General features: G+C 45.7%; 11 protein-coding genes. All 11 read left to right on the forward strand.

Features of this window, described 5'->3' with window-relative positions; translation table 11 throughout:
• The first annotated feature begins 391 nt into the window (after positions 1-391).
• On the forward strand, positions 392-2,005 hold the full coding sequence (locus BUA78_RS15925) for an NAD(P)/FAD-dependent oxidoreductase (protein ID WP_072916516.1): 1,614 nt from the start codon (positions 392-394) through the stop codon (positions 2,003-2,005).
• Positions 1,998-3,245, forward strand: coding sequence for a BaiN/RdsA family NAD(P)/FAD-dependent oxidoreductase (locus tag BUA78_RS15930; protein WP_072916518.1), 1,248 nt, complete (start codon positions 1,998-2,000; stop codon positions 3,243-3,245). The genes BUA78_RS15925 and BUA78_RS15930 overlap by 8 nt, the downstream gene beginning before the upstream one ends.
• Before the next feature lie 49 nt (positions 3,246-3,294).
• Entirely contained in the window at positions 3,295-4,440 is a 1,146-nt protein-coding gene (locus BUA78_RS15935) for an FUSC family protein (RefSeq protein ID WP_072916520.1), read from the forward strand.
• A 61-nt stretch (positions 4,441-4,501) separates the two neighbouring features.
• Positions 4,502-4,921 carry a hypothetical protein gene (locus BUA78_RS15940; RefSeq protein ID WP_238456853.1) on the forward strand — a complete coding sequence of 140 codons (420 nt, stop codon included), beginning with the start codon at positions 4,502-4,504 and terminating at the stop codon, positions 4,919-4,921.
• A gap of 158 nt (positions 4,922-5,079) precedes the next feature.
• Entirely contained in the window at positions 5,080-5,646 is a 567-nt protein-coding gene (locus BUA78_RS15945; protein ID WP_072916524.1) for a glycerol-3-phosphate responsive antiterminator, read from the forward strand.
• 362 nt (positions 5,647-6,008) lie between these two features.
• Positions 6,009-6,719: an MIP/aquaporin family protein gene (locus BUA78_RS15950; protein ID WP_072916526.1), complete on the forward strand. Its 711-nt coding sequence runs from the start codon at positions 6,009-6,011 to the stop codon at positions 6,717-6,719.
• A 48-nt stretch (positions 6,720-6,767) separates the two neighbouring features.
• Positions 6,768-8,270 (forward strand): glycerol kinase GlpK, encoded by a 1,503-nt coding sequence (gene glpK / locus BUA78_RS15955; RefSeq protein WP_072916529.1) that lies wholly within the window; start codon positions 6,768-6,770, stop codon positions 8,268-8,270.
• Positions 8,271-8,449: 179 nt separating this feature from the next.
• Positions 8,450-10,054, forward strand: a complete 1,605-nt coding sequence (gene glpA, locus BUA78_RS15960; RefSeq protein ID WP_072916530.1) for an anaerobic glycerol-3-phosphate dehydrogenase subunit GlpA — start codon at positions 8,450-8,452, stop codon at positions 10,052-10,054.
• On the forward strand, positions 10,051-11,316 hold the full coding sequence (gene glpB / locus BUA78_RS15965; RefSeq protein WP_338011630.1) for an anaerobic glycerol-3-phosphate dehydrogenase subunit GlpB: 1,266 nt from the start codon (positions 10,051-10,053) through the stop codon (positions 11,314-11,316). The genes glpA and glpB overlap by 4 nt, the downstream gene beginning before the upstream one ends.
• Entirely contained in the window at positions 11,316-12,515 is a 1,200-nt protein-coding gene (locus BUA78_RS15970; protein WP_072916532.1) for an anaerobic glycerol-3-phosphate dehydrogenase subunit C, read from the forward strand. The genes glpB and BUA78_RS15970 overlap by 1 nt, the downstream gene beginning before the upstream one ends.
• Before the next feature lie 102 nt (positions 12,516-12,617).
• Positions 12,618-13,907 (forward strand): [Fe-Fe] hydrogenase large subunit C-terminal domain-containing protein, encoded by a 1,290-nt coding sequence (locus BUA78_RS15975; RefSeq protein ID WP_072916533.1) that lies wholly within the window; start codon positions 12,618-12,620, stop codon positions 13,905-13,907.
• Positions 13,908-14,161 lie beyond the last annotated feature (254 nt).

Here is a 14,161-nt window from a genome sequence, read left to right on the forward strand (position 1 = left end):
TTAAACGCAACCTCCTTAATTAACTAACTATATACTATGAATTATATTCCATAATTAGTTACAATACAACATTGTTGCTAGATAATTCTAAACACGCATAATTATATTTGGCTTGCCATACTATCACGAATATAATTATAGTTTGTATGTATTTAAAGCCTTTGGTTTGTTAGCAGGAACTTGAGGAAAGATCGAGAACCTTTATAAGTTCAGCTGGGAATTACCATTCCCATTTTTAGACTTGAGGTTCCCATAGGATATAACCCTTGTAGGTCACAGGCAGGTAAACAACCAATTTTTACTAAAAAGTTTAAAAATAGGGTGAAAAAAGTATAATAATTTCTATAAGCTATTATGTTCTGAAAGCGTAAGAACAGAAAGGAACTTGCAGATGATTAGAGTCTCCGGAATAAAGCTATCCTTAGACCAGGATGAGAAAGAAATTAAAAAAGAGTTGATAAAAAAACTTAGGCTTCCAGCCAGGGATTTAATTGAATATAAAATTTTTAAGCGTTCTGTGGATGCTCGCAAGCAGGACCACATTTATTTTATTTATGCCGTAGATGCTGTGGTGGTTCAGGAGGAGAAGCTGCTAAGGAAATTTGCTAGGGACAAAGATGTGATGCCTTCTCCCAACTTGGCATATCAATATGTAAAGACCGGCAGCCATTGCCTAAAACATCGTCCGGTGATTGTTGGCACTGGCCCGGCCGGGCTGTTTGCCGGGCTGCTTTTAGCCAGCATGGGCTACCGCCCTCTGCTGTTGGAACGGGGAGCAGACATAGACCGGCGGACCCAAGCCGTCCAGAGATTTTGGCAAACCGGCCAATTGGACCCCGAGTGTAATGTACAATTTGGTGAAGGGGGAGCGGGTACCTTCTCCGACGGTAAATTGACTACCCTAATCCGGGATCTTCGTTGCCGAAAGGTGTTGGAAGAACTAGTAGCTGCCGGTGCTCCTTCGGAGATCCTTTATTCCCATAAACCCCATGTGGGAACCGACATTTTACGTGAGGTGGTTAAGAAAATTCGCCAGCGCATTATCAGTTTGGGCGGCGAAGTTCGTTTTCAGGCTAAGGTTACCAAATTGTTGGTGGAACAGGGAAAAGTCAGTGGTGTGGTGGTCAACAACTCGGAAACAATTTCTTCAGAAGTGGTAATCTTGGCTATTGGTCACAGTGCCAGGGATACTTTTAAAATGCTTTACGATACAGGGGCTAAAATGACGCCGAAAGCTTTTTCTATCGGTGTAAGAATTGAGCACCCCCAACAGTTAATTGATGAAGCCCAATATAAACAGTTTGCCGGACATGACAAACTGGGACCTGCGGAGTATAAGCTAGCCCATCATGCTTCCAGTGGTCGTTCTGCCTATACCTTTTGCATGTGTCCGGGCGGCGTGGTGGTGGCGGCTGCTTCGGAGGAAGGAGGCGTGGTCACCAACGGCATGAGTGAACATGCCAGGTCTGATCGGAATGCCAATAGTGCACTATTGGTAGGGGTTACACCAGAGGACTTTGCCAGTGATCATCCTTTGGCGGGTATCGAATTTCAACGTCAATGGGAGCAGAAAGCCTTTTCACTGGGGGGAAGCAATTACCATGCTCCGGCTCAACTGGTAGGGGATTTTCTGCTGGATAGGCCCTCCCAGTCCTTGGGTCAGGTGGTGCCTTCTTATCGCCAGGCGGTTACATTGGCTGAGCTAAAACACTGTCTGCCTCCCTATGTAGTGGAAACGCTAAGAGAAGCTATGGTGGAATTTGATAAAAAACTGAAGGGTTTTGCTCATCCAGACGCGGTTCTTACCGGTGTGGAAACCAGAAGTTCCTCCCCCCTGCGGATCGAAAGAAATGAACAAAGGGAGTCTACGATTACCGGACTTTATCCCGCGGGTGAAGGGGCCGGTTATGCCGGAGGGATTATTTCTGCTGCTGTGGACGGTATCCGGATGGCAGAAGCGGTGGCGGAAAAATATCAGCCCTTCAGGGAGGAAGCACATGGCTAAAAGCAAACAAACTAAGGTTCTTGTGGTAGGGGGCGGAGCCGCCGGCTTATTGGCAGCCATTGTGGCAGTTAGAAACGGGGCAGAGGTTACCATTTTGGAAAGAAATCAGCGGGTGGGTAAAAAGATTCTTGCCACCGGCAACGGTAGGTGTAATCTTACCAATGTAGATATGGATATCTCTCACTTTCATGGTACGAACCCGAAATTTGCCTTAACCGCCTTGACTGCATTTGACAATTATCAAAGCATTGATTTTTTTGAAAAACTGGGTATTACACACAAGATTGAGGATCGGGGCAAGGTATTTCCTTACTCCAACCAAGCCTCCAGTGTGCTGGATGTCTTACGGCATGAATTGGAGGAATTGGGTGTGACAACCCTGGTGGAAGCCGAAGTAAAAGAACTGCAAAAAACCAAGAAGGGTTTTCAGATAGCGGTGAAAGGGGGACAAACCTTCTTCGCCGATGCAGTTATTCTGGCTACCGGGGGAAAAGCTGCCCCCAATTTAGGTTCCACCGGCAGTGGTTATCAACTGGCAGAGAGGCTGGGGCATCGCTTGGTTGAACCCTTTCCGTCCTTGGTTCAATTAAAACTAGCGTCTCCTTATCTTAAGCAAATAAAGGGCATAAAATTTGATGGTGAAGCTGAGGTTATTGTAGAAAATAAAAGCAGAGCCAGGGCTACCGGGGAAATCCTTTTCACCGAATACGGTATTTCAGGTCCACCTATCTTTGATCTGAGCCGCTTTGCGGGTTTGGGATTGCAACAAAACAGGAAAGTTTGGCTTAAGGTCAGGATCATTACGCACCTGTCTTCTGTGGAACTGGCGGCTTACCTTCAAAAGCGCTTTGAGGATAATCCGCATAAAACACTGGCCTTTAGTTTTGTTGGTTTTATCAATAAACAATTGGTGCCGGTATTATTAAAAGAGGTGGCTTGCGATGCCAATAAAAAAGCAGCGGCAGTTACCGCCCTGGAAAGGCAAAGGATTGTAGAGATTCTGCAGAATTGGCGGTTTGAAGTGAGCGGGACCAATACCTGGACGGCGGCTCAGGTGACCGCAGGAGGAATTGATGTTAAAGACATCAACCCTTCGACCATGGAATCCAAATTAGTACCTGGCCTATTTTTTGCCGGAGAAATTATGGATATAGACGGTGACTGTGGCGGTTATAATCTCCAGTGGGCCTGGTCCTCTGGCTATTTGGCGGGATTTTATGCGGCATCCTTTGAGAAATGAGAAGTTACCATTTAGAAGTCAGATTATATAGAAATGAAAGGGAGTAGGAATGCCTAGGTTAAAGACTCTTAGACTAAAAATGCCTTTTGGGGCTCGGATGATCAAAACTGCCATTGCGGTTACGGTTTCCTTTTATCTAGCTAAAACCCTTGAATTAAATGCTGTGCTGGCTGCTATTACGGCCGTTATTAACGTGCAGCCTTCTCTCAGCAGATCTCTCCGTAATGCCATAGAACAAATTAGTGTACACATACTAGGTGTTTGCATTGGTTTACTGGTAGGCCACCTTTGGGCACCGGGACCCCTGGCCATGGGGGTGGCTACCCCTCTGGCTATCTGGTTAGCCTTGAGATTCGGCTTTACTGACGCGGTTATGGTACTGATGCCCATGGTGGTAATTTTGAGTTCTCCGGAAGAAGCCTTCCTTACCGAAGCCCTTTATAGGAGTTTGGTTATTTTTATTGGCGTAGCTGCTGGTTTATTGGTAAATGTGCTTGTGGCACCTCCTCACTACCGGGATCGATTATTAGCTAGAATACAACAATTGAACAACCTGTCGGTGGAGTTTTTCTCCCAGTTAGCAGATGGCTTTTTTGAGTTACAGATGATGCAAGAGGAGGAGTATCAAAGCAAACGTGCCGAGGTAAAGAAATTACTTAGTGAAAGCCGCTTGTACCTGGAATTGTGGCAAGAGCAGTTGGGACAAGACAAGACGCCCTATCCCTGGCAAGATCAACTGATAGAAGGCTATATTGATTTTAATGCTAGCCTTTATCATAAAAGCAAAGATATCCATGAGATGACTGGAGCTAGAATTGCTTGGCGGGAACAGATGGGCCATCCTCCGATCACGCCAGAATTTGAGGCTATTCTAGCTATGCTGCAGCACGGAAAAAGGGATTTTCTAAAGTTAAACACTGAGTTACAGGGTAGTTTGTTTGCGGGGCAACCGGCAAAACACTATCCGGTTGATGATGCGTACTGGGCAGAAATGGGTGAGTTTGTGGATGAATGGCACACCAAACTATCCGGGGCCTACTATATGCATGCCTTGTTGTTTTTAGCAGTTGTGGCCAATAACTTAAAGTTTGCCAATCGGGCTACCAAAGAATTTCTTAATACGATACATGAAAACCAAGGTCAAACCTCTTCGAAGATAAGAAAACGGTTAGATACTGGATTGGGAGGAGAGTAAGGGCTTATCTCATGGTAACTTTCTATGCTATAATGGTAAGATAATCTAGCAATCTGGGGGGATGTTATTGAATGCACTGGCCCAAGAGATCCGGAGAAAGCGATTAACTTTTACGGCTGTTTTTATTGTTCTTACCTTGTTATTTGGATTGGTTCAGTGGCAGTGGGAGCAGGGTAATTTATCGGAAAAGGAACTGCAATGGCTCCTCCTGGCCTGGAGATTGTTGATTGGTGTATTATGCTTATGGTTTGGTTATGCCGTGGGTATTCACAAACAAACTGTCTGGTTTATGACGATGCTGGCTGTTTTGCACCAAGTTACGTCCTGGTTGGCTTTATTGTATTTCCTGTATAAGAGCGGTGTTATGTTAATCAAGGCTAAAAAAGGAGCTACTGCTTCAGGGCAAGCCAAAGATAAAGAGTTACTGGCAGAAGGACGTTCTTTAAAAGCCAGAAAATCAAATAAGAAAACAAAAAAATAGTATCCTGAGAGCCTTGCTCAATCAAAAATGCAGCAAGGCTTTTAATTTTAGAGATAATAAGGTTATCAGCAGGCAAACAAGCCAAGTTTTCTACTTTTATGAATGAAACTACCGGCAAATGCACAGTTTATAAAAGTTAATAGGTTTGGAGGCTGGTTATGGATTTCAGAGAAAAGGTAATGGCAGAAAGAAAAATTGGTGCGGCTATTCGACGACACGAGGATATGGAGGAAGCCATTAGGCACCCAAGAATTCGGACCATTTTTTTATTAAACGGCGACATTAATAAGTTGCCGTCCCTGGTCAATCGGGTTAACAAGGCTGGGAAAGTATTTTTAGTCCATGTAGATCTTGTTGAGGGTATTGGTAAAGATGCAGCCGGCATTCATTTGTTAAAAAGAATGGGTGTTGCCGGAGTTGTTACTACAAAATCCAATTTGGTCAAATATGCCAAAGATGAAGGGCTTTTGGTTATCCAGCGCTTATTTATTGTGGACTCAGAATCTTTAAAAACAGGAATTAGGGTTGCTAACAATGTGAAACCCAGTGCGGTGGAAATTTTACCTGCCACGATACCGACCTATGTCGTTAATGATACTAAAAAAGCCTTGAACTTACCGATTCTTGGCGGTGGCTTATTAAAAACGAAGCAAGATGTGACGGAAGCTCTGGAAAAAGGAATTGACTTTATCTCTACCAGTCGTAGAGATCTTTGGGAGATTTAAATTGTTTAAAAATTGATATTTTTCTTGCATTGTGTTTAAGAGCGTTATATAATTTAGCTAATAAAACTTGATACTTGGTTGGAGTTTTGGAGATAACCCCCTTGATAGCTAATACTCTTAGCTGTTTATGGGGTTTATTTTATTTACTCTACCTGGCCGGGAGAGAAGGAGACGGTTCCACTAACATTCCAAAAGAATGTTTAGGGGCCGTCATTATTTTTTTAGGGGCAGGTGATGTTTAAGAGAAGACCTTATCAGGAAACTTTGATGGTTTGTTTACAAGTTATACCCAGTGACATTTTGAAAATATTCTAGTAAATTAGTTGATATTATTGATTCTCGAAAGTAAGGGGGAACAGTAAATGACACCGTTTTTAGCTGAACTTATTGGTACCATGATGCTGATTATTTTTGGTGGTGGCGTGGTAGCCGGCGTCGTTCTAAAAAAATCAAAGGCTGAAAACTCAGGTTGGATTGTCATCACCGTAGGTTGGGGTTTAGCTGTAGCATTAGCGGCTTATAGTGTGGGTAGTTTTAGTGGGGCTCACTTAAACCCCGCCTTAACCATTGCCTTGGCTACCATTGGTAACTTCCCTTGGGCGGATGTGCCCTCTTATATTATTGCTCAAATGATTGGTGCTTTTCTGGGTGGTGTTGTGGTATGGTTGCATTATCTACCGCATTGGCAAGCAACCGAAGATCAAGGGGCCAAGCTAGCTGTATTTAGCACCGCGCCTGCTATTAGAAGTACCTTTGGCAACTTAATCAGTGAGATTATTGGAACCTTTGTGTTAGTGTTAGGTATCTTAGCAATTGGCGCCAATAAATTTGCCGACGGTTTCAATCCCTTTGTTGTTGGTCTCTTAATTGTAGCCATTGGTGTGTCCCTGGGTGGTACTACCGGATATGCCATTAACCCGGCCCGTGACCTGGGTCCCCGTATTGCCCATGCTGTTTTACCCATTGCTGGTAAAGGCAGTTCCGATTGGGGTTATGCCTGGATTCCCGTAGTTGGACCGATCATAGGCGGTGTATTAGGCGGTTTATTCTATAAAGTATTCTTTTTAGCCTAATAGTTCTGTTGCTTCTTACGATAAATCACTAGAGGGAGAGCTGGAGATATGGAGAAAAAGTATGTTTTATCCTTAGACCAAGGCACCACCAGTTGCCGCGCTATTCTTTTTGACCGGGACAGCAATATTGTGGATGTAGCCCAAAGGGAATTTACCCAGATCTATCCCAAAGCTGGCTGGGTAGAGCACAATGCAGAGGAAATTTGGAGTACCCAGTATGGTGTAATTGCCGAAGTGGTGGCTAAGACTGGAATTAAACCCGAAGAAATTGCTTCTATTGGTATTACCAATCAGCGTGAGACGACCGTGGTATGGAACAAAAATACCGGTAAGCCTATCTATAACGCCATTGTCTGGCAATGCCGTCGTACCGCCTCCATTTGTGATGAATTAAAAGCCCAGGGTCTGGAAGAGAAGTTTAGAACCAAGACTGGCTTAGTGATAGATGCCTATTTTTCAGGCACCAAGGTGAAGTGGATTTTAGATAATGTACCGGGAGCCCGTGAGTCAGCCGAGAAAGGTGAACTTCTTTTTGGCACCATGGATACTTGGCTTATTTGGCAACTAACGGGTGGTAAAGTACATGTTACCGATTATTCCAATGCCTCCCGCACCTTACTGTACAATATTCGTGAATTGTGCTGGGATCAGGAATTGCTGGATATTCTGGGTGTACCGGCCAACCTGCTGCCGGCAGTAAAGCCTTCCAGTGAAGTGTATGGTTATACGGAGGCCAATAAATTCCTGGGTTACTCGATCCCCATCGCAGGAGTTGCCGGGGACCAGCAGGCAGCTCTCTTTGGTCAGGCTTGCTATCAACCCGGTATGGCCAAAAACACGTACGGCACCGGTTGCTTTATGTTAATGAACACCGGAGATAAACTGTTTACTTCTCAAAATGGCTTATTAACCACCATTGCTTGGGGTATTGACGGTACGGTTGATTATGCTTTGGAAGGCAGCATTTTCATTGCCGGAGCTGCCATTCAATGGCTAAGAGACGGATTAAAAATATTGGAATCCGCTCCTGATTCGGAATACTTTGCCAGTAAGGTAGAGGATACCGATGGTGTCTACTTGGTGCCCGCCTTTGCCGGACTGGGTGCCCCCTACTGGGATATGCGTGCCAGAGGAGCCATTGTGGGTCTAACCCGGGGTACTACCAAAGAGCATATTATTAGAGCGGCCCTGGATTCCCTGGCCTATCAAACCAAAGATGTGCTAAGTGCTATGGAAGCTGATTCTGGTATAGAGCTACAAGCCTTAAAGGTAGACGGCGGTGCCGTGGCCAACAACTTACTTATGCAATTCCAGGCAGATATCTTGGGGGTTCCGGTGGAAAGGCCCCAGGTTATTGAAACCACTGCACTGGGTGCTGCTTACCTGGCTGGTTTGGCTGTTGGTTTCTGGGAAAGTAAAGAAGAGTTGGCTAAACGCTGGAAGCTGGACCGCAAATTTGAGCATCAAATGGAAGAGGCTAAGAGTCATAAACTATATAAAGGCTGGCAGAGAGCCGTTTCCCGTTCTATGGATTGGGATGTAGAAGAATAACTTTGTATAGATCGGCCACACCACACAATATAAGCTGTGATGGTGTGGCTTCCCCTCACAGCAAGAGGTTTGCCACTAACTTGATATTGGCTTGAGAATAGGAGAAGCCGCACAGTGACAGGAGTTTTTCCTGCTCTTGTGCGGTTTTTTTAACATAGACCCAGAACGGAGGATGCGTGATGGCAGCAGAAAAAGCTCAGGTGGTGGTGATTGGCGGAGGAGCCACCGGAACAGGAATTCTCCGGGATCTTGCCCTGCGGGGTATTTCCGCCATACTGGTAGAGCAGGGTGATTTAGCCCATGGTACCAGTTCAAGATTTCATGGGTTGTTACACAGTGGCGCGCGTTATGCAGTTAAGGACAAAGAAGCGGCTAGGGAGTGTCTGGAAGAAAACATGATTTTGCGCCGAATTGCTCCTAACTGCGTTGAAAATACCGGTGGACTTTTTGTTCAGCTACCGGAGGATAATGCCGAATATGCTGATCAATGGTTGGCGGCCTGTGCTGAGTCTGGTATCCCAACAGAAGAGCTGGACCCTCGGGAGTTACGACGGAACACTCCGGTGTTGCATCACCGGGTTACCAGAGCCTTTATAGTTCCCGATTGTGCGGTGGATGGTTTTCGGGTTTTGTGGAGCAATGTAAACTCAGCCCGCCGTTACGGAGCCAGATTATATACGTATCACAGCCTAACGGGTATCCAACAAAGCAACGGTAAGGTTACGGGTGTAGAACTAACCAATCAGCTAACGGGTGAAAGAAAATACATTGAGTGCGAGATGATTATAAATTCAACCGGCGCCTGGGGCGGAGCCGTGGCAGCCCTAGCCGGCATTGAATTAAATATCATTAAGGATAAAGGGACTCTGGTGGCTTATAACCATAGATTGACCAATCAGGTCGTGAATCGACTACGGCCACCGGGAGATGGTGATATTTTTGTCCCCCACGGTACCATTACGATTTTTGGCACTACCTCCGTAACGGTTAATGATGCAGCCTGCACCAAGCCCGGTCACGGAGAAGTGTTGGATCTGATTAAAATTGGTCAAGAAATGATTCCCGATTTAGAAAATTATCGTCTCATCCGGGCCTTTGCCGGAGTTCGTCCCCTATACCAGGCGGGGAACACTGCCGGTGGCAGGTCTGTTACCAGAAATTTTGCACTAGTAGACCACCAGGAGCGGGATGGTTTGCAGGGTTTTATTAGCATTGTCGGTGGAAAATTTACTACCTTTCGACTGATGGCTGAAAAAACAGTGGATTTAGCGGCTAAACGCCTGGACGTTACCGCCCCTTGCCGTACGGCTGAAGAATCTTTAACCAGCCCTGTGTCTGAGCAATGGTTAGAACGGGGAAAAAGAGTTTTTGGTATACCTGGTGCCAAAAAGGCCGCCGACCGTTTGGGAGATAGTTTTCAAAGGGTGGTGGAAGAAGCAGAAAAAAATCCTGATCAACGTAAGATCTTTTGCGAGTGTGAAGTTGTTAGCCTGGCTGAGATTGTCCATGTAGCCGGAGACGGAGATAGCTTTACGCTGGGGGATATTCGTCGCAAAACCAGAATGGGTATGGGAACTTGCCAGGGCACCTTTTGCAGTTACCGTACACTGGGAGCCTTGAGTGGCTATTCACAATTTGCCGGGAATCACCGGGAGTATTTAACAAAATTTCTGCAAAAGCGCTGGAAAGGAATCAGGCCGGTTCTCTGGGGGCAACAACTCCGAGAAGCTCAACTATCCTCAGCAATTTATTGCTCATTATTTGGTATGGAGAGAATGCTATGATGAAAAAAAATACCGATGTACTCGTGATTGGTGCAGGTCTCTCTGGTTTAATGGCGGCGGCCAAGGCCGTGGCCCAGCATAAAAAAGTCTTGCTGGTGGCCAAGGGCATGGGTGCACTGGGGTTATCTTCGGGATGTATCGACCTTTGGGGCTATCAGATAAACCAGCCGGATAAAGTGTGCACCAATCCTTTGGCAGAAATAGCCAAACTGGTTAGTCACAAGCCCGAACACCCCTATGCCAAGGTTGCGGATGTTTTGCCTGAGAGTATCGATTTCTTCCTACAAATTTGTCACCAAAACAAAATATCGTATCTAAATACCAATCGTAACTGGCAGTTACCCACGGCCCTAGGTACCCTAAGACCGACTTATCTGGTACCCCAAAGTATGGCGGTACCCGACCTGGCAGAGGTTAAGGAGTTATTAGTTGTAGGTTTTCAGGCGTTAAAAGACTTCTATCCGGATGTATTGATTACCAATCTGCAGAAAAATACACCGTTGGGGGCCCATTGTCACCTAAAAACCCTGATGGTAAAGCTAGCTAACCAAGAATTAAATGCCAATACCTTGGCGCACCTCTTAGAGAAGCAAGCTATGCTAGAGCAGGTAATAAGCCAGATAAAACCCCACGTATTGCCTGGTATGGTGGTACTATTCCCACCCGTTTTAGGAGAGCAGCTGGGTCATGAGGTTACTGAAGTTCTTAGCGAAAAATTGGGTTGCTCGGTTTACGAGGTGGCCAATATTCCTCCGGCTTTACCCGGACAAAGGTTACAGAAGGCACTGTTGCATCACCTAAAAACCCAAGGAGTAGAAGTAATTATCGGTTGTCAGGTTACCGATGCCCAGATTACTGAAAAACGTTGCCAGGGAGTGGTAGCGAATAGTAACGGGAAAATCATGGAAATTTCTGCTCAAACCATGGTATTGGCTACGGGCTCCTTCCTGGGAGGAGGACTAACTTCCCAGAGCAATGAGATAAAGGAAGCGGTTTTTGGTTTGCCGGTCAAAGTTTGTCCAGGTAAATGGTCCAGACAGGATTTTCTTTCGCTGGCGGGTCAACCCTTTCATGAGTTTGGTGTCGCAGTGAATGACCAATTACAACCACTGGATGACCAAGGACAAGTACTATTAGAAAATGTATTGATTACCGGAGCCAACCTAGCTGGTTGTAACTATCCCATAGAAAAATGCGGTAACGGTGTCGCTTTGGCCAGTGGTTACAAGGCCGGGAAGTTAGTGGGGGAGGCGGGGAGATAATGACACAGGAAAATAGACTAGCTCTGGATAACTGCATTAAGTGCTCCATCTGTGTATCTCACTGTCCTGTAGCCAAGGTAACGGAGCGTTTTGCCGGCCCTAAACAAAACGGCCCGGATTTGGAACGCTTTCGCCTGGAGGAGCCAGCAGCGGTACACCCTTCCATTGGCTACTGCAGCAACTGCAAAAACTGTGATGTGGCCTGTCCCTCTGGAGTAAGCATTTCTGCGATGAATGCTAAAGCAAAAGGTGAGTATGTGACCCTTCACGGAGCACCTTTAAGAGATAAGATTTTGGCCAGAGTAGAACAAATGGGTAAAGCCTCTCGCCTAGCACCCTCTCTGGTGAACCGGTTGGGGAGAATCAAACCCTTGCGGGTTCTGGGAGAGGCAATGATGGGTGTTAGTTCCGAAATGACGATGCCTACCTATGCAAAGAAAACTTTTCTAGAGATGTTTCAGCCGAAAAAAATAACAGCCAGTAAAGACAAGGTACTGTACTTTCAAGGTTGCTATGTCAATTACAATACACCGGAGGTTGGTATGGCTTTGGCCGCTGTTTTAGCTTATCACGACATTGAGTTGACCGTTGAACCATTTAATTGCTGCGGCTTACCCTTAATTGCCAATGGCTTTTTAGATGTAGCCAGGGAATATGCGCAAAAAAACGTCAGTAAACTCCAACAATATATCGAGCAAGGTTACCGAATTATCACCACTTGTCCCAGCTGTAACCTAACTTTACGCCGGGAGTATCAAGAGCTCTTTGATCTGGACACCAGTCAATTCAATGAGCAGATGATGGATGCGTTTGAATTTTTAAATCTGTTAGATCAACGGGGCGAACTAAAGGTAGAGCTTCAGGAACTTCCTAAACGGGTGGGTTATCACCAACCTTGTCATTTAAAGGCAGCCGGTTGCGGTATTCCTTCCTTAGAGACGCTGCGGCACATTCCGGGATTAGAGGTAAGGGATTTGGATGCCGGCTGCTGTGGCTTATCTGGCAGTTATGGCTTTAAAAAAGAAAAATACCCCATTAGCCAGGAGATAGGCCAGAATATTAGCCGGGCAGTGCAGGAATTGGCTGTGGATCAGGTTATTTCGGAATGCGGCATGTGTCAATTGCAAGTTCACCATGTAACTGGGGCAAAGGTTTATCATCCCATTCAATTACTGGCCGAGGCTTATCATTTAGCATGAAAAGACATTTTGGCAGGTAGCTATTAGCCATTGCGGTTTTTGCTGTCATATTCTTTCTATTTGGTGGCACAATAGGTAAAAAGAGAAGGTTTGGAGGCCGCCGTGACAAAGCTTACCTATGATGATATTTTTAAGGATCTTGTAAAATCTGCTTATGACGGAAAATTAGCAGAGGGAATCCAGCAGCTTAAGCAACAGGGCGACGACAGGATCGAGGAATACATTCACTATGCCATTGGTGGAGGGGACCCAGGCCGGGTTGTTTTTAAGGTTAAAAATTGTGGCAACAACTGTGGCTGCACAGATGCCAATGGGGATTGCCAGGTATCCTGCCTGATGGAGGCCATCGAGCGGGACGAATCGGGTAATGTAGTGATTAACGGCAGTATCTGTACTGACTGTGGAGAATGTGTGAACAACTGTCAGCACGATTGTCTGGTAGATAAAAAAGAATTTATTCCCTTGGTAGAAGTATTAAGGAATCGCAAAGTGCCGGTATATGCCATCATTGCTCCGGCCTTTATTGGCCAGTTTGGGGAGGAAGTAACTCCGGGCAAAATGCGGGCCGCCTTAAAAAGGCTGGGCTTCTATGGTATGGTAGAGGTCGCTTTGTTTGCAGATATTTTAACTTTTAAAGAGGCCTTGGAGTTTGATGCCCATGTTCATCGAGAAGGAGACTTTGTCTTAACGAGTATGTGTTGCCCTATGTGGGTGTCCATGGTGAAAAAGGTGTATAGCAAGCTAGCAACGCATATTACCCCATCTGTGTCACCGATGGTAGCTTGCGGACGGGGCGTTAAGAAACTGCATCAGGATGCTAAAGTAGTCTTCATCGGGCCTTGTATTGCCAAAAAAGCAGAAGCTAAGGAGCCGGATGTGCGGGATGCAGTGGATGTAGTGATTACCTTTAAGGAATTACAGCAGATCTTTGAGGCAATGGGCATTAATCCCAAAGATATGCCAGAGGATGAAAAAGAGCATTCCTCCACGGCTGGCAGAATTTATGCGCGTACTGGTGGAGTTAGCAAAGCGGTAGCGGATACTCTCAAAAGAATCAGACCCGATAAGCAAATTCAGATTAAAGCTATACAGGCCCACGGTGTGAAGGGTTGCCGCCAAATGCTGCAGGATGCCTTAGACGGTAAAATCACTGCTAATTTTTATGAGGGAATGGGTTGTTTAGGAGGCTGTATAGGTGGGCCCCATGTTTTAATTGATCCTGGCCAGGGAACAGAGCTTGTCAACAGTTACGGTGAAGAGGCTTCCAGCCTAACGCCTGCTGACAATAAATATGTGCTAACATTGCTGAAGAGTTTAGGCTTTGATGAGATCGAAGATTTATTTGATGAAGAAAAGGCCAAAATCTTTAGCAGAAGGTTTTACGATAAATAACTAGATTCGGGGACGGTTCTTAACTAAATTTGAGATAATTCGACAAAAATGCTGGGGTCTGACCCCAGCATTTTTTTATGTGCGCCCGGCATGGGCGCAGTCTAAAGGGTGAAAGTCCCTACGGGTTGATAGTGCCAAGCACATAGCCAAGGGCAAGGATGTCCACCGTGAGGTGGAATCTGAAGGAAGCCGGAGGCAAACTTCTGGTCTGACGAACAGAAATCACATCAGGCAATGTAAGCTGGGTAAGGTTG

The organism is Desulforamulus aeronauticus DSM 10349 (assembly GCF_900142375.1).
Lineage (GTDB): Bacteria > Bacillota > Desulfotomaculia > Desulfotomaculales > Desulfotomaculaceae > Desulfotomaculum > Desulfotomaculum aeronauticum.

What these genes read in the sequence shown, in the direction of transcription:
- glpA (WP_072916530.1), top strand. Translation starts at nt 8,450, where the DNA reads ATGGCAGCAGAAAAAGCTCAGGTGGTGGTGATTGGCGGAGGAGCCACC.
- BUA78_RS15950 (WP_072916526.1), top strand. Translation starts at nt 6,009, where the DNA reads ATGACACCGTTTTTAGCTGAACTTATTGGTACCATGATGCTGATTATT.
- BUA78_RS15925 (WP_072916516.1), top strand. Translation starts at nt 392, where the DNA reads ATGATTAGAGTCTCCGGAATAAAGCTATCCTTAGACCAGGATGAGAAA.
- BUA78_RS15970 (WP_072916532.1), top strand. Translation starts at nt 11,316, where the DNA reads ATGACACAGGAAAATAGACTAGCTCTGGATAACTGCATTAAGTGCTCC.
- BUA78_RS15935 (WP_072916520.1), top strand. Translation starts at nt 3,295, where the DNA reads ATGCCTAGGTTAAAGACTCTTAGACTAAAAATGCCTTTTGGGGCTCGG.
- BUA78_RS15945 (WP_072916524.1), top strand. Translation starts at nt 5,080, where the DNA reads ATGGATTTCAGAGAAAAGGTAATGGCAGAAAGAAAAATTGGTGCGGCT.
- BUA78_RS15930 (WP_072916518.1), top strand. Translation starts at nt 1,998, where the DNA reads ATGGCTAAAAGCAAACAAACTAAGGTTCTTGTGGTAGGGGGCGGAGCC.
- BUA78_RS15940 (WP_238456853.1), top strand. Translation starts at nt 4,502, where the DNA reads ATGTTATTGAATGCACTGGCCCAAGAGATCCGGAGAAAGCGATTAACT.
- glpK (WP_072916529.1), top strand. Translation starts at nt 6,768, where the DNA reads ATGGAGAAAAAGTATGTTTTATCCTTAGACCAAGGCACCACCAGTTGC.
- glpB (WP_338011630.1), top strand. Translation starts at nt 10,051, where the DNA reads ATGATGAAAAAAAATACCGATGTACTCGTGATTGGTGCAGGTCTCTCT.